This is a genomic window from Amaricoccus macauensis, assembly GCF_014201905.1.
GTDB classification, from domain to species: domain Bacteria; phylum Pseudomonadota; class Alphaproteobacteria; order Rhodobacterales; family Rhodobacteraceae; genus Amaricoccus; species Amaricoccus macauensis.
This window is the reverse complement of sequence record NZ_JACHFM010000003.1, coordinates 111,281-134,955: the sequence shown is the minus strand read 5'-3', so window position 1 is coordinate 134,955 and position 23,675 is coordinate 111,281. Positions and strand designations below refer to the sequence as shown.

General features: G+C 70.0%; 20 protein-coding genes. 15 read left to right on the top strand and 5 right to left on the bottom strand.

Annotation, left to right across the window (positions count from 1 at the left end; all coding sequences use genetic code 11):
* The first annotated feature begins 141 nt into the window (after positions 1 to 141).
* Positions 142 to 744 carry a nicotinate-nucleotide adenylyltransferase gene (locus HNP73_RS14545; protein ID WP_425486637.1) on the top strand — a complete coding sequence of 201 codons (603 nt, stop codon included), beginning with the start codon at positions 142 to 144 and terminating at the stop codon, positions 742 to 744.
* Positions 741 to 2,192: a D-alanyl-D-alanine carboxypeptidase/D-alanyl-D-alanine endopeptidase gene (dacB, locus tag HNP73_RS14540; RefSeq protein WP_184151116.1), complete on the top strand. Its 1,452-nt coding sequence runs from the start codon at positions 741 to 743 to the stop codon at positions 2,190 to 2,192. Before HNP73_RS14545 ends, dacB begins: the two co-directional genes overlap by 4 nt.
* A gap of 4 nt (positions 2,193 to 2,196) precedes the next feature.
* On the opposite strand, the gene HNP73_RS14535 is transcribed toward dacB, so the two are convergent.
* Positions 2,197 to 2,634 carry a tellurite resistance TerB family protein gene (locus HNP73_RS14535; protein ID WP_184151114.1) on the bottom strand — a complete coding sequence of 146 codons (438 nt, stop codon included), beginning with the start codon at positions 2,632 to 2,634 and terminating at the stop codon, positions 2,197 to 2,199.
* A gap of 200 nt (positions 2,635 to 2,834) precedes the next feature.
* Between HNP73_RS14535 and HNP73_RS14530 the strand changes: the two genes are divergently transcribed.
* The 9 genes from HNP73_RS14530 (at position 2,835) to phoB (ending at position 13,784) form a co-directional block, all read left to right on the top strand.
* Positions 2,835 to 4,670, top strand: coding sequence for a mitofilin family membrane protein (locus HNP73_RS14530; RefSeq protein ID WP_184151111.1), 1,836 nt, complete (start codon positions 2,835 to 2,837; stop codon positions 4,668 to 4,670).
* A gap of 11 nt (positions 4,671 to 4,681) precedes the next feature.
* Positions 4,682 to 6,199 carry a heme biosynthesis protein HemY gene (locus HNP73_RS14525; protein ID WP_184151108.1) on the top strand — a complete coding sequence of 506 codons (1,518 nt, stop codon included), beginning with the start codon at positions 4,682 to 4,684 and terminating at the stop codon, positions 6,197 to 6,199.
* A 35-nt stretch (positions 6,200 to 6,234) separates the two neighbouring features.
* A complete protein-coding gene (locus HNP73_RS14520; RefSeq protein ID WP_184151104.1) occupies positions 6,235 to 8,154 on the top strand; it encodes an FUSC family protein in 1,920 nt (639 codons plus the stop codon).
* Positions 8,155 to 8,223: 69 nt separating this feature from the next.
* The gene (locus HNP73_RS14515) at positions 8,224 to 9,174 is read left to right on the top strand and encodes an aldo/keto reductase (RefSeq protein WP_184151101.1); all 951 of its coding nucleotides are present in this window, start codon (positions 8,224 to 8,226) and stop codon (positions 9,172 to 9,174) included.
* 54 nt (positions 9,175 to 9,228) lie between these two features.
* Positions 9,229 to 9,609, top strand: a complete 381-nt coding sequence (locus HNP73_RS14510) for a DoxX family protein (protein ID WP_184151098.1) — start codon at positions 9,229 to 9,231, stop codon at positions 9,607 to 9,609.
* A 69-nt stretch (positions 9,610 to 9,678) separates the two neighbouring features.
* Positions 9,679 to 11,496 carry a M3 family oligoendopeptidase gene (locus HNP73_RS14505; protein ID WP_184151095.1) on the top strand — a complete coding sequence of 606 codons (1,818 nt, stop codon included), beginning with the start codon at positions 9,679 to 9,681 and terminating at the stop codon, positions 11,494 to 11,496.
* A gap of 22 nt (positions 11,497 to 11,518) precedes the next feature.
* The gene (locus HNP73_RS14500; RefSeq protein WP_184151092.1) at positions 11,519 to 12,271 is read left to right on the top strand and encodes a sulfite exporter TauE/SafE family protein; all 753 of its coding nucleotides are present in this window, start codon (positions 11,519 to 11,521) and stop codon (positions 12,269 to 12,271) included.
* A gap of 108 nt (positions 12,272 to 12,379) precedes the next feature.
* Complete coding sequence (gene phoU, locus HNP73_RS14495; protein ID WP_184151089.1) at positions 12,380 to 13,081, top strand: phosphate signaling complex protein PhoU; 702 nt, start codon at positions 12,380 to 12,382, stop codon at positions 13,079 to 13,081.
* 7 nt (positions 13,082 to 13,088) lie between these two features.
* On the top strand, positions 13,089 to 13,784 hold the full coding sequence (gene phoB / locus HNP73_RS14490) for a phosphate regulon transcriptional regulator PhoB (RefSeq protein WP_184151086.1): 696 nt from the start codon (positions 13,089 to 13,091) through the stop codon (positions 13,782 to 13,784).
* Positions 13,785 to 14,150: 366 nt separating this feature from the next.
* Here phoB and serS read toward each other — a convergent pair whose 3' ends face one another.
* From serS to HNP73_RS14475, 3 genes are all read right to left on the bottom strand, one after another.
* Entirely contained in the window at positions 14,151 to 15,443 is a 1,293-nt protein-coding gene (gene serS / locus HNP73_RS14485; protein ID WP_184151083.1) for a serine--tRNA ligase, read from the bottom strand.
* Between the two features lie 109 nt (positions 15,444 to 15,552).
* Positions 15,553 to 17,418, bottom strand: a complete 1,866-nt coding sequence (locus HNP73_RS14480; protein WP_184151080.1) for an ABC transporter ATP-binding protein — start codon at positions 17,416 to 17,418, stop codon at positions 15,553 to 15,555.
* A 252-nt stretch (positions 17,419 to 17,670) separates the two neighbouring features.
* A complete protein-coding gene (locus HNP73_RS14475; RefSeq protein WP_184151077.1) occupies positions 17,671 to 19,524 on the bottom strand; it encodes an ABC transporter ATP-binding protein in 1,854 nt (617 codons plus the stop codon).
* Between the two features lie 234 nt (positions 19,525 to 19,758).
* On the opposite strand from HNP73_RS14475, the gene HNP73_RS14470 reads away from it, so the two are divergent.
* Entirely contained in the window at positions 19,759 to 20,379 is a 621-nt protein-coding gene (locus HNP73_RS14470) for an FMN-binding negative transcriptional regulator (RefSeq protein WP_184151074.1), read from the top strand.
* Positions 20,380 to 20,381: 2 nt separating this feature from the next.
* On the opposite strand, the gene crcB is transcribed toward HNP73_RS14470, so the two are convergent.
* Positions 20,382 to 20,813, bottom strand: coding sequence for a fluoride efflux transporter CrcB (crcB, locus tag HNP73_RS14465; protein ID WP_184151071.1), 432 nt, complete (start codon positions 20,811 to 20,813; stop codon positions 20,382 to 20,384).
* 205 nt (positions 20,814 to 21,018) lie between these two features.
* Between crcB and HNP73_RS14460 the strand changes: the two genes are divergently transcribed.
* From HNP73_RS14460 to HNP73_RS14450, 3 genes are all read left to right on the top strand, one after another.
* Complete coding sequence (locus HNP73_RS14460) at positions 21,019 to 21,654, top strand: nucleoside triphosphate hydrolase (RefSeq protein WP_184151068.1); 636 nt, start codon at positions 21,019 to 21,021, stop codon at positions 21,652 to 21,654.
* A gap of 444 nt (positions 21,655 to 22,098) precedes the next feature.
* Complete coding sequence (locus HNP73_RS14455; RefSeq protein WP_184151066.1) at positions 22,099 to 22,614, top strand: AmiS/UreI family transporter; 516 nt, start codon at positions 22,099 to 22,101, stop codon at positions 22,612 to 22,614.
* 32 nt (positions 22,615 to 22,646) lie between these two features.
* Positions 22,647 to 23,576, top strand: a complete 930-nt coding sequence (locus tag HNP73_RS14450) for a LysR substrate-binding domain-containing protein (RefSeq protein ID WP_184151063.1) — start codon at positions 22,647 to 22,649, stop codon at positions 23,574 to 23,576.
* The last annotated feature ends 99 nt before the right edge of the window (positions 23,577 to 23,675 follow it).

The window sequence follows — 23,675 nt, the reverse complement described above, 5'->3', positions numbered from 1 at the left end:
GACAAGTACACCGGGCGAAGCCGGCAGTGGCGGGCAGTCGTGGGTGGTCATGAGGCGGACATGGATTGACAGTCCTCCCCCGCATGGTCGCAATCGCGCCCGGCATTTCGGAAGCCGGCATTTCGGAAGAAGGAGACGTTCGTGCTGCCAGGTGGACCCGCAGCGGACGCAGGCCAGCGTATCGGCCTGCTCGGCGGATCATTCGACCCGCCGCATGCCGGCCATGTCCACATCACTCGCTGGGCGCTCCGCGCGTTCGGCCTCGATGCGATCTGGTGGCTGGTGACGCCGGGCAATCCGCTCAAGGCCGACGCGCCCGCCGATCTGGAGCGGCGGATCGCGGCGGCGCGCGCGATCATGCGCCACCCGCGGGTGCGCGTGACCGATCTCGAGCGCCGCCTTGCGACGCGCTACACCGCCGAGACCCTCGCCGGGCTCAGGCGGCACTACCCCGGCACGCGCTTCGTCTGGCTGATGGGGGCCGACAATCTCGCCTCGTTCCACCGCTGGGACCGCTGGGAGGAAATCCTCGATACCGTACCCGTGGGCGTGCTGGCCCGCCCCGGCCAGCAGCTCCGGGCCGGCCTCTCGCCCGCGGCGCGGCGCTTCGCAAGGTGGCGGGTGCCGCAGTCCGAGGCGCGGAGCCTGCCGTTTCGCGAGCCGCCGGCCTGGTGCCTGCTGAACGGCCCGATGCTGGATCTCTCATCGAGCGGTCTGCGCGCGCTCGGAGTCTGGCGACGGTGAGGACGACCCGGCGCGGGTTCCTGATCGCCGGCGCGGCGAGCCTCGTTGCCACCGGCGCGCTCGGCGCTGACGGCGCCCTCCGGCCACGGCCACGCCCCGGCGGGCCCGCCGCCGTCCAGTCGCTCGACGCGATCTTCGCGCGCTCCGGCCTGCGCTCCCTCACCGGCTACGCTCTCATCGACCTCGACAGCGGCGCGGTCATCGAGGCCGAGGCCGCGGATACTGCCCGGCCCCCGGCGTCGGTGCAGAAGATCGTGACCGCGCTCTATGCCCACGAGACGCTTGGCCCGGACTACCGTTTCGAAACCCGGCTCCTCGCCACGGGGCCGTTGCGGGACGGCCGGCTCGCCGGCGATCTCGTGCTCGCGGGCGATGGCGACCCGGTGCTCGACACCGACCGGCTCGGCGCGCTGGCGGCAGCCGTCCGGGCGGGCGGTCTCGCCTCCGTCGAGGGCCGCCTGCTCGTCGCCGACGGCGCGCTGCCGGTCACTGAAGCCATCGACGCCGATCAGCCCGCTGATGCCGCCTACAATCCCGGCGTCTCGGGCATCAACTTGAACTTCAACCGGGCGTTCGCGAGCTGGAAGCCCGGTGGCTCCCCGCTCAGGTTCACCGCCCCGGGCGAGACCTTCGAGTTGCCCGTTACAGGAATCCGGGGTGAGGCGACCGATGCGGCGCTGCCCGTCCGGCGCCTGAGCGACACCGCCGAGATCTGGTCCCTCCCCCGCGCCGGAATGCGCCGCGCCGGAAGCGTCTGGCTGCCGGTGGCGCATCCCGGGCACTACGCCGGAGAAGTCCTCCGCGGGCTCGCCGGCCAGCGCGGCCTGATCCTGCCGCAGGCTGAGGTGGTGTCCGCCGGCCCGCCCGGTGGGCTCGTCGGACTGACGACGAGCCCGGACATGACGACGATCCTGCGCGACATGCTGCGCTTCTCGACGAATCTCACCGCCGAGGTGGTCGGCCTGCGCGCCAGCCAGGCGCGCGGCCATGCGCCGGCCGACTTCGCCGCGTCCGCGGCCGCGATGACCCGCTGGGCCGAGGACCGTGGCCTCGAACGAGCGCATCTCCTCAACCATTCCGGCCTGAGCGGCGATGCCCGCGTCACACCGCGTGCGTTCGTGCGGTTTCTCGGCGCCACGGAGACGGCCGGCCTGCCGGATCTGATGCCGCCGCGCCCGATCGTCGACGACGAGGGGCAGCCGGCCGGCATCGAGGGCGTGTCGACACGGGTCAAGACCGGGACGCTCGACTTCGTGAGCGGGTTCGCCGGCTACATCTTCGGCAAGCGCCGGCTCGCGTTCACGATCCTTGTCGCCGACCTCGACCGTCGGGCCGCATTCGGCTCGACCCGGCAGGAGAACCCACCCGGCAGCATCGCCTGGACGAAACGCGCCCGTCAGCAGGAACAGGCGCTGCTGCGCCGCTGGGCGACGCTCTACGGGGCTTGAGCGGCTACTCTGCCGGCAGGCGGCGATGGCGCGCGGCGCTGCCACGCTCGATCGCCGCAGCGTGCAGCCGGTCGATGTCGAGTTCCTCGCGCAGTTCGAGCAGATAACGCAGCTCGGCCTGGAACGCATGCCCGTCCGCCGCCGCCACATCACAGCAGAGCGCATACGCCGTCTCGCGCAGCGCCGAGGGCAGCGCATCGCGCATCAGGCCGAAGAGCGCGTCAAGTCCGTCCTCCTCGGTCAGGAGATCGAACACCGTCTCGCCGATCACCCGCACCCGATCGACGTCATAGCCGTCGAAGATGGGGAGCGTCTCGATCATGCGGCTGATCGACAGCATCTCACGCGTGGTCGGATTCGCATCCGACGCGGAGACGCCCACCATTGCGGCTATGAGCGCGTCTTGCAGGCTGAAGGAGGGGAACTCTTCGGTTTCGGTCATTTTCCGGATCCGGGGCTGGCGAGAGCCCGGTATAGGGGCGCGGCAAAGACCGGGCAAGGGTCCGCCCATCGTCGCATCCCGGTCGGGGGGTGAACACCCCGCGCCTCGCTTGTGGCCCCTGCGCGCTTCGCCTAGTCTGGCGCTGCATTTCCCGCGGTGGCCCACCGCCACACGGACACACGGATCGGGGACGGAAATCGATGCCAAGACGGAAATCCGACGGGGCCGGGAGCCGCGACGACGAGGCGACGCAGGACTCGACACAGGACTCCCCGTCGCCCGAGACCACCTCTGACGAGCATTCGCAGCTGCCCCCGGCGGGCGCCGAGTCGGCCCCTGCTCCGGCTTCAGGGACCGATCGGCCCTTCGAGGGCGGGCCCGTCAGCGACTCCGGCACGCCGGCGACGGTGGCGGCCGACACAATGGGCGCCGATACGGCGGCGGGTGAAATCGGTGATCCCGACCTCGCCGCGACCCCCGGGCGCAAGGCGTTCGAAGAGGTCGAAGACCTGGTGCCGCCCGACCTGACGGCGCCGGCCGAACCCGCGTCGCCCGAAGCCGAGCCGTCGCTGCTCGCCACGGCGGTCGAGGCGGAGCTGTCGGCGCTCAGGACTGAAGCCAAAGCCGATGCCGATGAGCTCACCCGGCCGTGGGGCAGAAGTGGCTCCACCCTCAGCGAGGCGGTGCAGAGCGAGCCCGTGCAGGCTGAGCCCGTGCAGACTGAGCCCGTGCAGACAGAGCCCGTGCAGACTGAGCCCGTGCAGACAGATCCCGTTCTGACCGAGCCCCCGCGAACCGAGGCTGTGCAGACCGAGGCGACTCACACCGACTTCGCGCGCAGCGAGGCCACCGCTTCCGCCCCTCCGCCCCCGATCCCGCCGGTGGTGCCCCACGTCGAGGCCCACGACGACGAGGACGAAGGCGGCACGTCGGTCGCGGCATGGGCGCTCGGCATCCTGCTGCTGCTTCTCGCGGGCGCGGCGCTCGGCACCTGGGCCGGTCCGAAGATCGCCCCGCAGCTTCCCGCCGGCATGAAGCCCGTCGCTGACTGGCTCGCGCCGGGGATGGCAAACACCGAGGCCGAGCTTGCCGCGCTCCACAATGAGATCGACGGCATCGAAGCCAGGGTCGGGGCCGTCCCGTCGTCGGAGGATCTCGACGCGCGGATCAGCGCGGCGGTGTCACCCGTCTCGGAGCGGATCGACGCCGACATTGCGACCCTGCGCCAGTCGCTCGACCAGACCGGCGGCACGGACGCGCGCCAGCAACTCGAATCGCTGGCAGCCGAACTCAAGAATCAGGCGGCACAGCTCGAGTCGCTGAAGTCCGATTTCACCGGAACCTCCGGCCAGGTCTCCGGTGATGTGAGCGTGTTCAAGGCTGATATCGACGGCCTGCAGGCAGAGCTTGCCAGCCTGCGCGATCAGGTGAGCGCACAGGCTGCGCGGCTCGACGAGGTGGCAAGCAGTTCCGAAGCCCGGGTTCAGGCTGCCGAGAAGCAGTTGGTGGAAACCGAGGAAAAGGCCGCGACCGCGCTCGACACCTCCGAGGCCAACGCCCAGCAGGCACTGATTCGCGCCGCGGTCGCGAGCGGCGCGCCGTATGGCGAAGCGGTCACGGCGCTTGAGGGTCGCGGCGTCGCCGTGCCGCCTGCCCTCGCCGCCGGCGCCGAGGCAGGTATTCCGACCCTCGCGTCGCTGCGCGAAGGCTTCCCCAACGCCGCACATGCGGCGATCCAGGCGAGCATCCTCGCCGGGGCCGGCGACGGCATCCTCGCGCGCGCCAACGCCTTCATCAAGGCGCAGGTCGCGAGCCGGTCGCTGACGCCGAAGCCCGGGCCGGGCACCGACGCCGTGCTGTCGCGGATGGAAGACAAGCTCCGCCATGACGACCTCGCGGGCGCGCTCACCGAATCGCAGGCGCTGCCCTCGGAGGCGGCCGCGGCAATGAGCGGCTGGCTCGACAGCGCAAAGCTGCGGCTCGGTGCCACCGACGGGCTTGCGGCGCTCGTCTCGTCCATCCCCGCCACCAACTGAAGGCGCCCGCGATGCTCTGGTCCATCCTGAAGATCCTCGCGTTTCTCGCCGTCGCGGCGGCCCTCGCCTTCGGCGCGAGCTGGATTCTCGCGACCCCCGGCGAAGTGATCATCGCCTTTGGCGGCCGCGAGTTCACACTGACGCCAATCGGCGCCATCGTCGGGCTCGTCGTCCTGCTCGTGGCGGTACTCGTGGTGCTGAAGCTCCTCGGGTTGCTCGTCGCGGTGATCCGCTTCCTGCTCGGCGACGAGACGGCCATCAGCCGCTACTTCTCGCGCAACCGCGAGCGGAAGGGCTTCTCGGCCTATTCCGACGGCATGCTCGCTCTCGCCTCCGGCGACAGCAAGGGCGCGCTCCGCAAGGCGCAGCGCGCCGACAAGCTCCTCGACCGGCCGGAACTCACCAAGCTGCTGACCGCGCAGGCGGCCGAGCTCGGCGGCGATCGGGGCAAGGCCTTCGACGCCTACAAGAACCTGTTGCCGAACGACCGGACCCGTGCCGCCGGCATCGAGGGCCTCGCGCGCCTGAAGCGCGACGAGGGTGACAACGACACGGCAATGGCCCTCGCCAAGAAGGCCGTGGCCCTGCGCCCGGACAACGAGCGCATGCTCCGGATGCTCTTCGAGCTGCAGACGCGGCAGCGCGACTGGGCCGGAGCCCGCGAGACCCTGAACGCCGCGATGCATGCCCGCCTGCTGCCGCGCGACGTCGGCACCCGCCGCGACGCGGTGCTCTCGCTCGCCGACGCTCAGGCCGCGACGGCGGCCGGCGAGCAGGCGCGCGCCGACGAGGCCGCGAACCAGGCCAACCGGCTGGCGCCGACCCTGATCCCGGCGGCGGTGCTCGCCGCGCGGGCGCAGACCCGCGCCGGCAACAAGCGCAAGGCGACCCGGATCCTCACCACGGCCTGGGCCACCGCGCCGCACCCGGACATCGCCGAGGCATTTGCCGCGATCGAGCCGGACGAGACCCCGGCGCAGCGGCGCAAGCGGTTCGCAACGCTGGTCTCTGCCGCTCCGGGCCGGGCCGAGAGCCGCATGGTCGAGACCGCGCTCGCGATCAAGGCCGAGGACTTCCCCGGCGCGCGCCGATCGCTCGGCAGCCTCGCCGAGGACGAGCCGACCGCGCGCAACCTGACGCTCCTCGCCGCCATCGAGCGCGGACAGGGGGCGCCGGACGCCGTTGTCTCCGGCTGGCTCGCCAAGGCGATCACCGCCTCGCGCGGCCCGCGCTGGGTCTGCACCAACTGCACCGGGGTGCAGGGGGCGTGGACGCCGGTCTGCGAGCATTGCGGCGCGTTCGACACCCTCGACTGGCGCACCCCGCCGCATGCGGAGGATCAGGACCTGGCGGAGGCGGCAATGCTGCCGCTCGTCACCGGGGCACCGGAAGTGCCGCCTGCCGCGACGACGCAGGCTCCGGAGCCCGAGTCGAAGCCTGAACCGAAGCCGGCGGGCCGCACCCCGGAAGTCGAGGATGCCGTCCTCGCCAGCGCCGCCGACAATGCCCGTGCAGCCGGCGCCGGCTGAGCCGGTCAGCGCCGCGGCATGATGCCGCCAAAATCATGACGGCGACCCCCGCCTCGCGGGTCGCCGCCCGCCTCGGCCTCGATCGCGACCGGCTCGGCTACGGGCTTCGCACGGCGGCCGCGGCAAGCCTCGCGCTCATCGTCGCCTGGCTCCTCGGCCTCCAGCACCCGCAGTGGGCCGGGATGACCGTCTGGGCCGCCTCCCAGCCGGTTCGCGCCCACCTCATCGAGAAGAGCCTGTTCCGCGCCTGCGGCACCATCGTCGGCGCGATCTACGGCGTGCTGCTCGCCGCCCTCGCGGCGCACTGGGGCGGGCCGGCGGTGCTCGTCATCGGCGTGGCGCTCTGGCTCGGGCTCTGCGCGGCTGCCGGCAACCTGCTGCGCGGCTTCGCAAGCTACGGCGCCCTCCTCGCAGGCTATTCCGCCGCCATGGTGGCGCTCCTCGACTCCGGCAATCCCGACGCGGTGACGGGCCTCGGGATCGACCGCACCGCCACCGTTCTCGTCGGCGTCGGGGTCGCCCTCATCGTCGGCCTCGCGCTCACGCCGCAGGTCGCGGAAGCCGACCTGCCCCGCCGGCTGCGTCTCGCCTCCGCCGACCTGATCCGGGCCGTCGCTCTGCGCCTGCGGTCGCCCGACACCCCGACCGACCCCACGGCTGTCGGCCGTGTCCTGCGCGACCTCGCCCGCCTCGACGACGAGATCGACGGCGAAGGCGCCGGGTCGCTCGCAGCCCGACGCGAGGCGCGCCACCGGCGCCAGACGGTGATGGCGCAGGTCAGTGCGATCATCTGGCTGCGGACAAGCTCATCGGTCGCCGCCGACCCGGACCTTGCCGATACGCTCGACGCAATCGCCGCCAGCTTTGCGGCCAACGACCCGGTCCCCGAGCGCCGCGTCGCGCTCGCCCGGGCCGCGCGCCGCACCTCGGGCGAGCTTCGCCGCGTGCTGACCGGGCTCGGCTCTGCCCTGCCCCGGACCGCGAGCGAGCCTGCCCCCGACCGACGGCCGGAGCCGCTCCTTCTCCATCGCGACTGGATCGCCGCGCGCGAGGCCGGCGTCCGCTCGGCGGGGACGCTCCTGCTCATCGGACTGGTCTGGATCCTGACCGGCTGGTCGGCCGGGCCGCTGATGATGCTGGGCGCGGCGATCATGACCTCGGTCTTCTCCACCATGGATGCGCCGCTCGCGATCCTGCCCAAGGTCGCGGTCGGTCAGGTGATGGGGGTCGCGGCGGCGCTGGCCTGCCGCTGGCTGGTCTGGCCGCACATGGGAAGCGAGCTCGGCCTCGTCCTGAGCCTGCTGCCCTTCATCCTCGCCGGCGGTATCCTCACGGGCCACCGGAACCTGCAGGTGCAGTCCTTTGACTGCAACATGGTGATGCTGCTGCTCCTGCAGCCGCTCTGGCCACTTCCGGGCAGTCCCGAGCAGTCGATCGTGTCCGGCCTCGCGGTCATCTCCGGGCCGCTCATCGCCATGCTCGCGTTCCGCTATGTCCACCCGCCGAGCGCGGCCCGGCGGCACGACGCACTGGTTCGCACGCTCGTGGGCGAGGTCGAGACGATGGCGTCGCGCCCGGGTGCGCGGGTCCGGGCGGTGATCTGGCGGGCGCGCCTGCACCACCGGCTGCTCCGGCTGGTGCGCTGGAGCGAGCGCGCCGGCCTCGACACCGACGAGGCGGCGGCCGGCGGCATCGCGCTGCTGCGGCTCGGGCAAGCGGTGATCGGGCTCGAAGCCCGCCTTGCCGAGCCCGACCTCTCTCTTTCCGCCCGCCACGACATCATCCTCGCGCTCGCCCGCAGTTCCCGTGTTGGCGCCGAGCCGGAACGGGCGGCAGACGCCCTTGAACTGGTGGCGAACCTCGGTGGCCGCCGGGCCCGACTCTTCCTCTCCGCCGCGGAAGCCGTGCGCGGCGCGGCCGGGTTCCTCGCAACCACCCGCGCCGGCGCGGCCTGAGGGCTTGCCAAAGTCTTGCCCCCACCTGCGAAAACGCTAGGCTGCGCCGCAACAGCAGGAGGCCACCCCATGCAGACCAGACCCCTCGGCAGCACGGGCTTCGACATCGCCCCCCTGGTCTTCGGCGGAAACGTCTTCGGCTGGACCGCGAACGAGGCCGAGAGTTTCCGTCTGCTCGACGCCTTCGTCGACGCCGGCCTCAACGCCATCGACACCGCCGACGCCTATTCCACATGGGTGCCAGGCAACTCGGGCGGCGAATCCGAGACGATCATCGGCAACTGGCTCGCCCGCGATCCCGGCAAGCGCGAGCGGATCGTTCTCATCACCAAGGTCGGCTCGGACATGGGGCAGGGCCACGTGGACCTGTCGGGAAAGTGGGTGATGGAGGCGGTGGAAAACTCGCTCCGCCGCCTGCAGATCGAGGCGATCGACGTCTATCTCTCGCACTGGCCCGATCCACGCACGCCCCACGCCGAGACGCTCGGTGCCTACCAGACGCTGCTCGATCAGGGGAAAATCCGCTCGATCGGCGCCTCGAACCTCGACGCGACGCAGCTCGCCGAGGCGCTGAAGGTCGCGGACGAGACCGGCCTGCCGCGCTACCGGGTGCTCCAGCCGGGATATAACCTGCTCGACCGCAAGACCCTCGAGGGGCCCCTTCTCGACCTCTGCCGGGCGGAGAACCTCGGTGTCATCACCTATTTCTCGCTCGCCAAGGGGTTTCTCTCCGGCAAGTACCGCAGCGAGGCCGACCTCGGGAAGAGCGCACGCGGCGGCGCCGTGAAGGACTATCTGACGCCGCGCGGCTTCTCGATCCTCGGCGCCCTCGACGAGATCGCCGCTCGCACCGGCGCCACCCCGGCCGAGATCTCGCTTGCATGGATCGCCGCACAGCCGGGCATCACCGCGCCGATCGCGAGCGCGACCAACCTCGACCAGCTCGCGAGCCTTGCGCGGGCGGCCGAACTCACCCTCTCACCCGACGATGTCGAGCTCCTGACCAAGGCGAGCGACTGACCCACACCAGCCGCCCGCGCACGACGCCTGGGCCAGAATGAAAGACAGTGACGGATGCGACAGCTCCAGGCGTATGCCCCGACCGTACTCGGGATTCTGCGGATCGTGGCCGCCCTCCTCTTCATCGAGCATGGCGCCGCCAAGCTCCTGAACTTCCCGGTGAGCGAAATGCATCCGCCGGCGTTCTCGCTGCCGTGGATTGCCGGCGTGCTCGAAATTGTCGGCGGCACGCTTGTCCTCATCGGTCTCTGGACGCGTCCCGCCGCCTTCATCCTCTCCGGCCTGATGGCGGCCGCCTACTGGATGGCCCACGCGCCGCAGAGCTTCTTCCCGGTCAACAACGGCGGCGACGCGGCGATCCTGTTCTGCTTCGTCTTCCTCTATCTCGTCTTCGCCGGTCCCGGCGCCTTCGCGCTCGACAACAAGCGGGCGTGACGCGCGCCCACCTCGACAGCCCGCGGCGGAGTGCTTAAGTCTCGCCGCGAGCTTCGAGGAGGACCGAGGATGCATTCGACCCTGACCCGCGACGCCCGCGACCCCGCTGGCGGCGAAGACCTCGGGACCCTTCCCGTCTGGGACCTGACAGATCTCTACACCGCTCCCGATGCGCCCGAGATCACCCGTGACCTCGACTGGCTCGAAGCCGAGGCGAAAGGCTTCGCCGCCGACTACGAGGGCAAGCTCTCGAGCCTCGACGCCGCCGGCCTGCTCGCGGCGATCCAGCGGCACGAACGCATCGACCAGGTGGCGGGACGGCTCGGCAGCTACGCCGGCCTGCGCTACTACCAGCTCACCATCGACCCCGAGCGTGCCAAGGCCTTCGGCGACATCCAGACCCGGCTGACCGATGCGTCGGCGCCGCTCGTGTTCTTCACGCTCGAACTGAACCGGGTCGATGACGCGCATCTCGACGCCCTGCTCGCCGAGAACGCCGAGCTTGCCCGTTACCGGCCGATCCTCGATCGCATCCGCAAGATGAAGCCGCACCAGCTCTCCGACGAGCTCGAGCGTTTCCTGCATGACCAGTCGGTGGTCGGCGCCGCCGCGTGGAATCGACTCTTCGACGAGACGATGGCGGGCCTGCGCTTCGAGATCGACGGCGAGCAGCTCGCCATCGAGGCGACGCTCGACCGGCTCTCGGACACCGATCGCGCCAAGCGGCAGGCCGCCGCCGAGGCGCTGGCGGAAGTCTTCACCGAGAAGCTGCCGTTCTTCGCCCGCGTGACCAACACGCTCGCCAAGGAGAAGGAGGTCGAGGACCGGTGGCGCAAGTTCCCGACCCCGCAGGCCTCGCGGCATCTGGCGAACGATGTGGAGCCCGAGGTGGTGCAGGCGCTGCGCGACGCGGTGGTTGCAGCCTACCCCCGCCTCTCCCACCGCTATTATGCGCTGAAGGCGAAGTGGCTCGGCCTCGACAAGCTCGCGGTCTGGGACCGCAACGCGCCGCTGCCGAAGGACGATGATCGCAAGATCCGCTGGCCTGAAGCGCAGGAGACCGTGCTTGGCGCCTACGGCGCGTTTGATCCGCGCATGGCAGAGCTCGCGCAACCGTTCTTCGACAAGGGCTGGATCGATGCCCCCGCAACACCCGGCAAGGCGCCCGGTGCCTTCGCGCATCCGACGGTGACCGACGCGCACCCCTATGTGCTGCTGAACTACCTCGGCAAGACCCGCGACGTGATGACCCTCGCCCACGAGCTCGGCCACGGCGTCCACCAGCGCCTCGCCGCGAAGCAGGGCGAGTTCCTGTCCTCGACGCCGCTGACCCTCGCCGAGACCGCCAGCGTCTTCGGCGAGATGCTGACCTTCCGCCGCCTGCTCGACAACGCGCCGGACGCGAAGGCGCGCAAGATCCTCCTCGCCTCCAAGGTCGAGGACATGATCAACACGGTGGTGCGCCAGATCGCCTTCTACGACTTCGAATGCCGGGTCCACGCCGCGCGCCGCGAGGGCGAACTCACCCCGGACGACATCAACGCGATCTGGCTCGCGGTACAGCACGAGAGCCTCGGGCCGGTCTTCGACTTCATGCCGGGCTACGAGGCGTTCTGGACCTATATCCCGCACTTCATCCACTCGCCGTTCTACGTCTACGCCTACGCCTTCGGCGATGGCCTCGTGAACGCGCTCTACGCCGTCTACGAGGAAGGCGACCCGGGCTTTCAGGACAAGTACTTCGCCATGCTCGAGGCCGGCGGCTCGAAGCACCACAAGGAGCTGCTGGCGCCGTTCGGCCTCGATGCGAGCGACCCGACCTTCTGGGACAAGGGGCTGTCGCTGATCTCGGGCATGATCGACGAGCTCGAGGCGATGGAGGCCTGAGCGCGCTGACCGACCGGCCACGATGACCGACTTCGCCGCGGGGCCGGGGTTTGTCATCATCCTTCTGGCAGTCGCCGGGCTCTATGCCACGGTGGGCCAGGCCGGGGCGACAGGATACCTCGCCGTCATGGGTATCCTCGGGCTCGATCCCGTGGTGGCGAAGCCGACGGCGCTCGCCCTCAACCTCGTGGTGTCGGGCATCGGCACCTTCCAGTTCGCGCGCCTCGGCAGGCTCTCGTGGCGCGCGATCATGCCCTTCGCCCTGCTCGGCCTGCCGCTCGCCGCGTTCGGCGGCGCAGTGCATCTGCCGGCAGCGACCTTCTACCCCGTGGTTGGCGTCATTCTCATCTTCGCCGCGCTCCAGATGGGGCGGACCGCGCTCCGGCCCCGGGGGAGCGACGGACCCCGCCCGCGCGTGCCGCCATTCTGGCCGGCCGTCGGGCTCGGCGCGGCGGTCGGGCTCGGGGCCGGCATCACCGGCACCGGCGGCGGTGTCTTTCTCGCGCCGGCCGTCCTGGCTCTCGGCTGGCTCGACATCCGGCAGACCGCCGCCCTCGCCGCCGTCTGCAATCTCGTCCTCTCGGCTGCCGCCCTCGCCGGCAACTATGCGGCAATGCCCGTCCTGCCACCCCACCTGCCCATCTGGGCGCTTGCGGTCGCAATCGGCGGGCTCCTCGGCGCGACGCTGGGCGCGCGATATCTGCCGGAGCGCGCGCTCCGCCTCGTCCTTGCCGCCATTCTCCTCGCGTCGGGGGCGCGGCTGATCATGACGTAGGCCAGCGCGTCATACTTTTGCCGCCCGTCGTCATGAAACTGTCGGATAATTGTGACATGGGTAGCGCGCCGCGTCCGCGCGGCCAGCGACAGGAGCAGACCGACCGCCATGGTGCATATCGTCTCGGCCTTCGACGAGGAGCTCGTCCAGATCCAGGCCCGGATCTCGGAGATGGGCGGTCTGAGCGAGGAGCTGCTCGCCCGCGCCCTCGAGTCGATGCAAAGCCGTGACGCCGCCCTCGCCCGCAGCGTGATCGAACGCGACAAGATCCTCGACGCCATGGAGATCGCGGTCGAGGAAAGCGTGGTGAAGCTCATCGCCCAGCGCCAGCCGGTCGCCTCCGACCTGCGTGTGCTCATCGCCGCAATGAAGATCGCCTCGACCCTCGAACGGATCGGCGATCTCGCGAAGAACGTCGCAAAGCGGGCGATCCCGCTGTCGTCCGCCCGGCCGATCAAGCCCACCGCCTCGATCGTCCGCATGGGGCGCCAGACGCTCGCCCAGCTTTCCGACGTCCTGAACGCCCATGCGGCGCGGGACGTGGATCTCGCGATCCAGATCTGGAATCAGGACGTCGAACTCGACGAGATGTACAATGCCATCTTCCGCGAGGTGGTGACCTACATGGTCGAGGACAGCCGTCTGATCGGCGCCGGTGCCCAGCTCATGTTCATCGCCAAGAACCTCGAGCGCATCGGCGACCACAGCACGCATATCGCCGAAATGGTCTACTACATCACCACCGGCAAGTCGCTCGGCGACGACCGCCCGAAGGGCGAGCCGGCGGGCATCGAGTTCGTTCGGGAGTAAAAGGTAGATGGCAGCCAAGGTTCTGGTGATCGAGGACGAAGAGGCGATCGCCCAGCTTCTCGCCTACAACCTCGAAAAGGAGGGCTTCACCGTCAGGGTCGCCGGCGACGGCGACGAGGCGCTCGTCGCCCTCGAGGAGGAACTTCCCGACCTCGTGCTGCTCGACTGGATGCTGCCGAACGTCTCGGGCATCGAGCTCTGCCGGCAGCTCCGCGCCCGTCCGAACACCCGTGAACTACCCGTCATCATGCTCACCGCGCGCGGTGAGGAAGAAGACCGGGTGCGCGGCCTCGACGTCGGCGCCGACGACTACGTGACCAAGCCCTTCTCCATGTCGGAGCTCGTCGCCCGGATGCGCGCCGTGCTGCGGCGCTCGGCCCCCGCCCTCGCCGGCGACGTGGCGACCTTCGCCGACATCGTCCTCGACCGGCAGCAGTGCCGCGTCCGGCGCGGCAAGCGCGACATCCATCTCGGCCCCACCGAATTCCGCCTGCTCGACGCGCTGATGCAGCGCCCGGGCCGGGTCTACTCGCGCGAACAGCTCCTCGACCGGGTCTGGGGACAGGACGTCTACGTGGAGATCCGCACTGTCGACGTCCACATCGGCCGCTTGAGGAAGGCGCTCAATCGCAGCGGCGACCGCGATCCCATCCGAACCGTGCGTTCCTCGGGGTATGCCCTCGACGAGACCTACGGCAACTGAACCCGGGCGCCGTTGCCCGGGGTCTCGCCCGGGCACGTCTCGCCCCGGCGCCGCGCGACATGAGACCGGGAGCCGCCCTGTTCTCCCCCCCCCGTGAAGTCTCCACCGGTACCAACCGGAACCGCGACGGCTTCCACAGAAGCTCGGCCGCCCCCACGCTCATGATCGGGGGGGCGGCTGCGTTAACCACGATTGGCAGCGTGGCCGGGATAGGGACAATGCGCCCCCCCGCCCGAGGAGCGCGCTTCCGCCGCCAGGACCGTTAACCATCGGCAAACGCGGCGGCTTCCCCGGCCGGTCCGCCGCCCCTACGCTCATGATTAGGGGCGCTGCGCCGTTAACCACGATTGTCGAGCCGCACGCCCCTCAGGCAAGCTCACCCGTCGGCGTGAGCCGCGTCCGCCCCCCGAGGTAAGGGTGGAGCGCTTCGGGCAGGCTGATCGAACCGTCCGCCTGCTGCCCGTTCTCCAGCACCGCAATGAGCGTCCGGCCGACCGCGAGGCCCGACCCGTTCAGCGTGTGGACAAACTCCGGTCGCGCGCCCTCCTCGCGGCGGAAACGAGCGTTCATCCGCCGGGCCTGAAAGTCGCCACAGTCCGACACCGACGAGATCTCGCGGTAGGTGTCCTGCCCGGGCAACCAGACCTCGAGGTCGTAGGTCCGCCGCGCGGAAAAGCCCATGTCGCCGGTGCAGAGCATGACCACGCGGTAGGGAAGCCCGAGCCCCTGCAGGATCGCCTCGGCGCAGCCGACCATGCGCTCCTGCTCGTCGCGGCTCTCCTCAGGCCGGGTGATCGAGACCATCTCGACCTTCTCGAACTGATGCTGGCGCAGCATGCCTGCGGTGTCCTTGCCGGCGGACCCTGCCTCGGAGCGGAAGCACTGGGTGTGCGCAGTCATCCGCCGGGGCAGGCTCGCCCCGTCGACGATCTCCCCCGCGAGGAGGTTCGTCAGCGTCACTTCCGATGTCGGCACCAGCCACCAGCCGTTGGTGGTCTGGTAGCTGTCCTCGGCAAATTTCGGAAGCTGGCCGGTGCCGACCATCGCCTCGTCACGCACCAGCACCGGCGTCCACATCTCGGTCAGGCCGTGCTTGTCCACATGGGTATCGAGCATGAACTGGGCGAGCGCGCGATGGACGCGCACCAGCCCGCCACGCAGCACCACGAAGCGCGCGCCGGAGAGCCGGCCCGCCGCCTCGAAGTCGAACCCGGCCTTCGCGCCCGGGATCTCGTAGTGCTCGAGCGGCTTGCCCTCGAAGCTGCGCGGCGTCCCCCAGCGGCGAACCTCGACGTTGCCGCTTTCGTCGGCGCCATCGGGCACGTCGTCATAGGGCAGGTTCGCGATGCCCATCAGCGTCTCGCGGAGCGCGCCGTCGGCGGCGCCCGCTTCGGCCTCGAGACGGGCGATCTCGTCCTTCTTCTCGGCGACGAGGGCGCGCAGGCGCTGAAACTCCGCGTCGTCCCCTTTCGCCTTCGCGGCACCGACCTCGCGGCTCGCGGCGTTGCGCTCGGCGAGCGCAGCCTCGGCGGCGGCGATGCGTGCCCGCCGCCCCTCGTCGATCGCGAGCACTTCCGACGACACGGGCGCGATCCCCCGCCGCGCGAGGGCGGCGTCGAAGGCATCGGGGGTTTCGCGGATCAGTCGGATGTCGTGCATTGCTCGGGCTTTCGTCGGTTCCGGCCGGGTTATCGCCGACAACCGCCGCGATGAAAAGCGCCTTGCCGCGAGGATCGCGGGCGAGGCGCCTCCCACCGCGGCGGCGGGATCACGTCGCCTCGGTGCTTTCGGCGCCGGGGTCGAGAAAGCCGCCTGACTGGCGGGACCAGAGACCGGCGTAGATGCCGCCCATCTCCAGCAGGTCGGCGTGGGTGCCCTCCTCGACGATGCGGCCGTGGTCGAGGACGACGATGCGGTCCATGCGGGCGATGGTGGAAAGGCGGTGCGCGATCGCGATCACCGTCTTGCCCTGCATGACGCCGTAAAGCGTCTCCTGGATCGCCGCCTCGACCTCGGAGTCGAGCGCGCTCGTCGCCTCGTCGAGCACGAGGATCGGCGCGTCCTTCAGGATCACCCGCGCGAGCGCGATGCGCTGGCGCTGGCCGCCCGAGAGCTTCACCCCCCGCTCGCCCACATGCGCGTCGTAGCCGCGCCGCCCCTCCGGGTCTTCGAGCCCGAGGACCACCTCGTGGACGCTCGCGCGCTGCGCCGCCTCGATCATCTCCGCATCCGTGGCGCCGGGGCGCCCGTACTTGATGTTCTCGCGCACGGAGCGGTGCAGGAGCGAGGTGTCCTGACCGACGACGCCCACCACCTTGCGCAGGCTCTGCTGCGTCACCGCGCGGATGTCCTGCCCGTCGATCAGGATCGCGCCGCCACTCACGTCGAACATCCGGAGCGTCAGGTTGACGAGCGTCGACTTGCCGGCACCCGACCGGCCCACGAGGCCGATCTTCTCGCCCGGATGGACCGTCAGGCTGAGCGCATCGACCACCGTGCCGCGATCACCCCGCCAGTAGTCGAAGGACACGGCGTCGTAGACGATCCCGCCCCGGGTCACGGTGAGCGGCGTGGCGTCCGGCGCGTCGACGAGAGTGAGCGGCTGCGCGATCGTCTGCATCGAGTCCCGCGCCGTGCCGATCTGGCGGAAGACGTTGGCGCCGACCTCGAGGATCCAGCCGGAGATGTTGACGATCTGCAGGACGAACGGGATCACCGTCGCCACCATCGCCGTCGTCATCCGCCCCGAACTCCAGCCGGCGAGCGCGAGGCCGGTGACGCTGGTCAGGAGCACCGCGTTCAGCAGGAAGAGCAGCGACCAGCTCGCCGAGAAGATCGCCATGAGCCGGCGGAAGATCCCGACGTGCACGGTGACGGCCTCCGCCACGTAGGCGTCCTCCGCACCATCGTCGGCGAAGGTCTTCAGCGTCTGGATGTTCGAATAGCTGTCGACCATGCGCCCGCTCATCACCGAGCGCGCCTCGCTCATCTCCTCGGAATAGCGGTCGACCCGCGGCATCGCCCAGCGAAAGAGCGCCGCATAGGCCACGAGCCAGAGCGCGATCGGCACGAGCAGCAGCGGGTCCATCCGGCCAAGCACGATCATGGCGACCACGAGAAACACCGCCGTCGACCAGACCGCGTCGATGGTGGTGTTGACCGCCATCTCGATCGCCTCGCCCGCCTGCAGCACCTTGTTGCCGATGCGGCCGGCGAAGTCGTTCTGGAAGAAGGTCCAGCTCTGGCGGATCACATGCCAGTGGCTCTGCCAGCGCACCAGATCGACGAGGTTCGGCGTCAGCGCGTGGTTGCGCATGAGCTGGTCGGCGGCGAAGACCACCGGACGAATGAGCACGACCGCCGCCATCAGCAGGAGTGCCCCCTTGTGCACGCTCCAGAGGTCACCGGGCGCGGTGGTCGCAAGCATCCCGACGATCCAGCCGACGAAGACCGGGAAGCTCGCGTCGATGACCGAGCCGAGCCCGACGAGCGCGAGGCGCGCCCAGAGGACGCCGCGAAACTGGCGGAGGAAGTAGGTGAAGAACGCCCGCGTGCCCATCGGCGGCTGCCGGTCGGCGGCGAGCGCCGTGGGGGAGTAGAGCGTGTCGAAGTAGTGGACGATGCGATCGAGCATGACGAAGTCTCGCTGATCGGCTCGCCTGTCCCGGCGGGATCAGGCTCGGAGCCGGTGAGGAATTTTCGTGACGTGGCCCATGCAGGTGCGGGCGTGCCGGCGAATGCGGGTGCTGTCCCGGTTCGACATCTGGAATATCTCCGTTGCTGGTTTCAGAAGCCGGGCCGTGGCCGTATCACGGCCCGACGAGGTGCGTGTCTGGTTGCGCTCGTCGGGGACAGGCACCGGCCCTGCGGCCGGCGCCCCCCGCAGTTACTCGGCCGCCTCGGTCCCCTGCCCGAGGTCGAGGAACCCCCCGGACTGGCGCGTCCAGAACCGGGCGTAGAGGCCGTCCCTCGCCAGCAGATCGGCGTGGGTGCCCTCCTCGGCGATGCGGCCATCGTCGAGGACGACGATGCGGTCCATCCGGGCGATGGTGGAGAGGCGGTGCGCGATCGCGATCACCGTCTTGCCCTGCATGACGCCGTAAAGCGTCTCCTGGATCGCCGCCTCGACCTCGGAGTCGAGCGCGCTCGTCGCCTCGTCGAGCACGAGGATCGGCGCGTCCTTCAGGATCACCCGGGCGAGCGCGATGCGCTGGCGCTGGCCACCCGAGAGCTTCACGCCCCGCTCGCCCACCTGCGCGTCGTAGCCCGAGCGCCCGCTGCCATCCGCGAGGCCGAGGATGAACGCGTGCGCCTCGGCGCGCCCGGCGGCGGCGATCACCTCGGCCTCCGACGCCTCGGGACGGCCATAGAGGATGTTGGCACTGACCGAGCGGTGCAGGAGCGAGGGGTCCTGCGTCACCATGCCGATCTGGCGCCGGAGCGAGTCCTGCGTGACCGACCGGATGTCCTGCCCGTCGATGCGGATCGCGCCGCCCTCGGTGTCGAAGAAGCGCAGCATCAGGTTGACGAGCGTCGACTTGCCCGCGCCGGAGCGACCGACGAGGCCGACCTTCTCGCCCGGGCGGATCGTCAGCGACACGTCGGCCAGCCCCCCCGACCCGCGGCCGTAGTGGTGGCGCACGTGGTCGAAGACGATCTCACCTTTCGTCACGTCGAGTTCCGCCGCGTCCTTCGCATCGGTCAGATCGAGCGGCTGGCCGATGGTCTCGAGCCCCTCGCGGATCACGCCGACGTTCTGGAACAGCGACGACAGTGACCACATGATCCAGCCGGTCATGGCGTTGAGCCGCAAGGTCAGCGTCGAGGCTGCCGCCACGGCACCGATCGTGGCATGTCCGCCCTGCCAGAGCAGGAGCGCGAGGCCGATGACCGCGACGATCAGGAAGCCGTTCAGCACCGTCAGTCCGAGGTCCATGAGGGTGATGATCCGCATCTGGTCCATGAACGTGCGCCGCGCGTGCTCGATCGCCTCGCCGGCGTAGTCTTCCTCGGTGCTCGTGTGCGCGAAGAGCTTCACCGACTGGATGTTGGTGTAGCTGTCGACGATGCGCCCGGTGATCGCCGAGCGGGCATCCGAGAACGCCTTGGAGGCCCGGCCGACGCGAGGGATCGTCCAGGCGACCAGCCAGATGTAGAGCCCGAGCCAGACGACGAGCGGGACCGCCAGCCGCACGTCGGTGCCCGAGAGCAGCCACAGTGCGCCCGCGAGGTAGACCATCGAGTAGACGATGGCGTCGAAGGTCTGGAACGTCGCCTCGCCCACCGCCGGCGCGGTCTGCATCATCCGGTTGGCGATGCGCCCGGCAAAGTCGCTCTGGAACCAGCCGACCGACTGGCGCAGCACGTGCCGGTGCGCCCGCCAGCGCACGATGGTGCCGACGTTCGGCATCAGCGACTGGTTGAGGAGCGCGGCCGAGACCGTCTGAATCAACGGCCGCGCCACCAGAATGAAGGCGGCAACGCCGAGAAGCTCGAGCCCGTGGCGCGCCCACACCTCGGCCGGCGTCGTGTCGCCCAGAACATCGACGATGCGGCCGGCGTACCAGATCAGCCAGATCTCCACGACCGCCACGGCGAAGACCGAGACGATGGTAAGGGCCATCACCTTGCGCGCCGGCCGCAGGTAGGCGTTCAGGAACGGCCACAGCCGCGAGGGGGGCGTGTCGCGCTCCGCATAGGGCGCGTAGGGGTCGACGAGCGACTCGAAGAAACGGAACATGGGAATATCCGGGGCGTGAGGAAGCCGAGGCAGATGCAGAAGCGCGGGCCGGCGGGCCCGTGGTCAGGGCCGGTCAGATGAACGCGGGGGACCAGACTGGCTTCATGCAAGTGACTCCTCAGGCAGGCGGAATGCGCGGTCCTTACCGCAGAATCACCGCGCTGTCACCCCGGGACTTGCCGGCAGGGCCGAGTCGCTCCTAGGACGGGACACTGCCTGTCGCGAGGACCGCCGATGTACACGCCCCCAGCCTTCCGCGAGGACGACCGCGCCAGCATCCACGCGGCGATGCGCGCGGCGCCTTTCGCGACGCTGGTGACCTGCGGGGCGGAGGGTCTCATCGGCACGCCGCTGCCGCTCTTGCTCGATCCGGGCGAGGGCGAGTTCGGCACGCTGGTTGGCCACGTGGCGCGGGCCAATCCGCAGTGGCGTGGCGGAACGACCGAGGGACTCGCGGTCTTCACCGGGCCGAACGCCTACGTCACGCCGTCGTGGTATGCGACGAAGGCCGAGACCGGCAAGGTGGTCCCGACGTGGAACTACGTCGCCGTTCACGCGAGCGGTCCGGTCGAATTCTTCGAGGACGCCGGTCGCCTGCTCGACGTGGTGACGCGGCTGACCGAACTGCATGAAGCCGCGCGCCCCGAGCCCTGGGCGGTCTCCGACGCGCCGGAGGCGTTCGTGCAGTCGCAACTCCGCGGCATCGTCGGCCTGCGGATGCGGATCGCGCGGCTCGAGGGCAAGCGCAAGCTCAGCCAGAACCGCCCCGCCGCCGACCGGGCCGGGGTGGTGGCGGGGCTCGGTGCGAGTGAGCGCGAGGGCGACCGCGCGGTCGGGCGGCTGATCCCCGACTGACGTCAGACGTCTTCCTCGATGGCCGACTGGGCGATGGCGGTTGCGCCGCCGTTCAGCCGCGAGGCCAGCACATGGCCGAGCGCCACGAAGGCGACGCAGGTGATGACCGAGACCGCGATGTTGAAACCGGCGCGTGCGGGATGGCCGGCGCGCAGCAGGTCGAGCGTCTGCAGGCTGAACGACGAGAAGGTGGTGTAGCCGCCGCAGATGCCGATCATCACGAAGAGGCGCAGGTTCTCCGACGCCGGATAGCGGCCCGACGCGAGCGTCAGCGTGCCGAAGAAGCCGATGAGGAGCGAGCCCGTGACGTTGACGATGATCGTGCCCCACGGCATGTCGCGGCTGATCGGCGCCGCGAGCACCGACACGGCGTAGCGGCCGAGGGTACCGAGCGCGCCGCCCAGCATGACGATGAGGCAGGATGTGAAGGACATGCGCGCTCCCTGACGTGGCGGTGGGAACCTCGACCCCGGGCCGCGGCACTCCCGCAGCGGTGGCTGGCCCCCGGGTCGGGCGCGGGTGCCTCCGCCGGAACGGTAGGACGCGGGTCGGGGTGGTGCAAGCAGGCTTGCGCCGGCTGCCCCGATCCCCGAGAGCTTGCGGGAACAGCCCGCGCCGGGGCCTCGGTGGAGCACGCACATGACGCAGATGGTCGATCTCGCGGGCCTCGCCGCCCGCCTCGTCGCGGAGCAGGGCGCGGCGCGCCGGCTCGTGGCAGTGGCTGGCGCCCCCGGTTCAGGCAAGAGCACCTTCGCCGAGCGGCTGCACGCGGCGCTGGCGGAACAGGTGGCGGCCGAGGTGCTGCCGATGGACGGCTACCACTACGATGACATCGTGCTGAACGCGCGCGGCCACCGGGCGCGCAAGGGGGCGCCGCACACCTTCGACGTGGACGGCTTCGCCGCGATGCTCGCGCGTCTGCGCGCCGACGACGGGCGCGATGTGGCGGTGCCGGTCTTCGACCGCTCGATCGAGATCGCCCGCGCCGGCGCCCGGATCATTCCGGCGGCGACGCGGCTCGTGATCGTCGAGGGCAATTACCTCCTGCTCGATGACCCGGCATGGGCGCAGCTTCGGCCGTTCTTCGACCGCACGGTCTTCCTGCGGGTGCCCGAGGCCGAGCTGACGCGCCGCCTCTCTGCTCGCTGGGAAGGCTACGGCATGGACGCGGGGACAGTGCGGGAGAAGTGCGAAGGCAATGACCTGCCGAACGCGCGTCTGGTCAGTGCAAGCTCGGTGCCGGCGGATTTCGAGGTGGCGAACACCGACGGGTGAGGCAACGCGTCCCGAGTACGCAGGCTCAGATCCCCGCCCACGCGCGATCGGCCGGCCTCGCCATCGCCGTGGGTGAAGCTGTCGCCAAAGAAGCAGATCCGCAGAAGCGGATCCGCATGGCTTTCGTCTTCCCGCCGTTACCGGAAACTCCGCGCCGGAAAGACGGCGAAGGCCGGCACCGCGTCCCCGACCGACGGGAATCCCGGACGAACGCGGTATGCCGGAACGTCACACGGCACAACCGCCGACAACCGTGGCGCCTGCGAGATCCGCTTCCGGGACATCCCTAATCCCGGAGATTACGATTTCTAATTTTACACGGCGTATCACCGACTGTATTCAGATACTTGAACGTCAACCCAAAATCAGACCGAAACGCACATAGGTCGCAAGAAACATTCTTGCGCGCCGTCAGACAGGTCTGTGGTCCTCCGAGGAAACATCATGCTGACAGGACTGGTTTTGCTCTATGTCGGAATCGTTCTGTTTCAGAATGGTCTGTGGTTACACAGCCGGATTACCTCGAAGGAAGTCGTGATCCCCAACATCTTCTCCGGCGCGGTCCTTGCGACCGTCAGCCTGCTGCTTGTCGTCGGCAACGGCGTGACCATCGACGCGGTCCGGTCCTCGGCGGTGATCCTGCTCTTCGGCATCACCTTCCTCTGGGTGGCGCTCAACCAGCGGAGCGAGCACGACGGCCGGGGCCTCGGGTGGTATTGCCTCTCGGTTGCGATCCTGCTGCTGCCGATCGCGGCCGAGGGCTTCGGGGCGGCGACCTCGACCTGGGGGTATTGGTTCGCGATCTGCTGCCTGCTCTGGGCCATCCTCTACGCGATGTTCTTCCTGCTCCTCGTGCGGGGCGCGCCGATCGCCGGCCCGACCGGCTGGATGGCGCTCTTCAACAGCCTCGTGACCGGGTTCCTGCCGGGGTATCTTCTGCTGAACGGCCACGTATCCTGACACGAGCCGGTCCATTTGCAGCGGAGCAAACCATGTCGATCTATCTCGATATTCGCGCACTCCGGGCCTTTGTCCTGACGATCGAGACCGGCAGCGCGACCGAGGCGGCGCGGCGGATGGGCCGGACGCAGTCGGCGGTGACCCAGCAGATCCAGAAGCTCGAGCTGCTCCTCGACAAGAAGCTCTTCCACGACACGCGGCGCGGCACGGAGCTGACCGAGCACGGTACGATCCTGTTGTCTCATGCCCGGCAAATCCTCGCGCAGCATGACGAATGCGTCGGCGCGCTCTCGGCCCGGCAGGGGCGCAAGCCGGTCGTCCTCGGCGTGCCCGACCTCTACGCCGCCTTCCTCCTGCCGCAGATCCTCGGCGGCTTCCGGCGCGAGCATCCCGACATCCGCCTCGAGCTCTGCTGCGCGCTGTCGCGGCCCCTGCTCGGGCGCATCCGCGAGGGCAGCATCGACGTTGCGCTCGTGACCCGGATGGCGGGGTTCAGCGGCGGCGAGGTGGTGGGCCGTCAGCAACTCGTGTGGCTCACCGGATCGACCTCCTTCGCCCATCAGGAGACGCCACTTCCGGTGGCGCTGCTGCCGCCCGGCAACATCTTCCGCGAGCACGCGATCGAGGCGCTCGACCGGGCGGGCCGCGACTGGCAGATCGCCTGCGTCAGCGACAGCATCAGCGGGCTTCAGACCGCGGTGCTTTCGGGCATGGCGGTCACCGTGCTCGTCGAGGACGCGCTGGTGCCGGGGCTCCGGCAGGTGCCGCCCGAGGCGGGACTGCCGCCGCTGCCGTCGGTCGACCTCCTGCTCTACCGCACCCCGGCCGAGCGGCCGTCAGCGGCGGTCGATGTGCTCTACGACTACCTGCGGTCCTGCCTCTGCCCCGGCCGCGACCCGGTCGACGACAGGCCCGATCCGACGACCTGGTCGGATGCGCACAAGGGGAGCCCGTTTCACTAGTGCTCGTTCCGACCCATCGGGGCTGAACCGCTCGCAGATCGCCGGCCCGGCGGGCTTAGGCGGAGCCCCGATCTTTCACGCTGCCTGATCTTTCACGCT

What these genes read in the sequence shown, in the direction of transcription:
- HNP73_RS14455 (WP_184151066.1), top strand. Translation starts at nt 22,099, where the DNA reads ATGCTGACAGGACTGGTTTTGCTCTATGTCGGAATCGTTCTGTTTCAG.
- HNP73_RS14515 (WP_184151101.1), top strand. Translation starts at nt 8,224, where the DNA reads ATGCAGACCAGACCCCTCGGCAGCACGGGCTTCGACATCGCCCCCCTG.
- HNP73_RS14510 (WP_184151098.1), top strand. Translation starts at nt 9,229, where the DNA reads ATGCGACAGCTCCAGGCGTATGCCCCGACCGTACTCGGGATTCTGCGG.
- HNP73_RS14500 (WP_184151092.1), top strand. Translation starts at nt 11,519, where the DNA reads ATGACCGACTTCGCCGCGGGGCCGGGGTTTGTCATCATCCTTCTGGCA.
- HNP73_RS14535 (WP_184151114.1), bottom strand. Translation starts at nt 2,634, where the DNA reads ATGACCGAAACCGAAGAGTTCCCCTCCTTCAGCCTGCAAGACGCGCTC.
- serS (WP_184151083.1), bottom strand. Translation starts at nt 15,443, where the DNA reads ATGCACGACATCCGACTGATCCGCGAAACCCCCGATGCCTTCGACGCC.
- HNP73_RS14460 (WP_184151068.1), top strand. Translation starts at nt 21,019, where the DNA reads ATGACGCAGATGGTCGATCTCGCGGGCCTCGCCGCCCGCCTCGTCGCG.
- phoB (WP_184151086.1), top strand. Translation starts at nt 13,089, where the DNA reads ATGGCAGCCAAGGTTCTGGTGATCGAGGACGAAGAGGCGATCGCCCAG.
- HNP73_RS14525 (WP_184151108.1), top strand. Translation starts at nt 4,682, where the DNA reads ATGCTCTGGTCCATCCTGAAGATCCTCGCGTTTCTCGCCGTCGCGGCG.
- crcB (WP_184151071.1), bottom strand. Translation starts at nt 20,813, where the DNA reads ATGTCCTTCACATCCTGCCTCATCGTCATGCTGGGCGGCGCGCTCGGT.
- HNP73_RS14450 (WP_184151063.1), top strand. Translation starts at nt 22,647, where the DNA reads ATGTCGATCTATCTCGATATTCGCGCACTCCGGGCCTTTGTCCTGACG.
- HNP73_RS14475 (WP_184151077.1), bottom strand. Translation starts at nt 19,524, where the DNA reads ATGTTCCGTTTCTTCGAGTCGCTCGTCGACCCCTACGCGCCCTATGCG.
- HNP73_RS14505 (WP_184151095.1), top strand. Translation starts at nt 9,679, where the DNA reads ATGCATTCGACCCTGACCCGCGACGCCCGCGACCCCGCTGGCGGCGAA.
- HNP73_RS14470 (WP_184151074.1), top strand. Translation starts at nt 19,759, where the DNA reads ATGTACACGCCCCCAGCCTTCCGCGAGGACGACCGCGCCAGCATCCAC.
- HNP73_RS14530 (WP_184151111.1), top strand. Translation starts at nt 2,835, where the DNA reads ATGCCAAGACGGAAATCCGACGGGGCCGGGAGCCGCGACGACGAGGCG.
- HNP73_RS14520 (WP_184151104.1), top strand. Translation starts at nt 6,235, where the DNA reads ATGACGGCGACCCCCGCCTCGCGGGTCGCCGCCCGCCTCGGCCTCGAT.
- HNP73_RS14480 (WP_184151080.1), bottom strand. Translation starts at nt 17,418, where the DNA reads ATGCTCGATCGCATCGTCCACTACTTCGACACGCTCTACTCCCCCACG.
- phoU (WP_184151089.1), top strand. Translation starts at nt 12,380, where the DNA reads ATGGTGCATATCGTCTCGGCCTTCGACGAGGAGCTCGTCCAGATCCAG.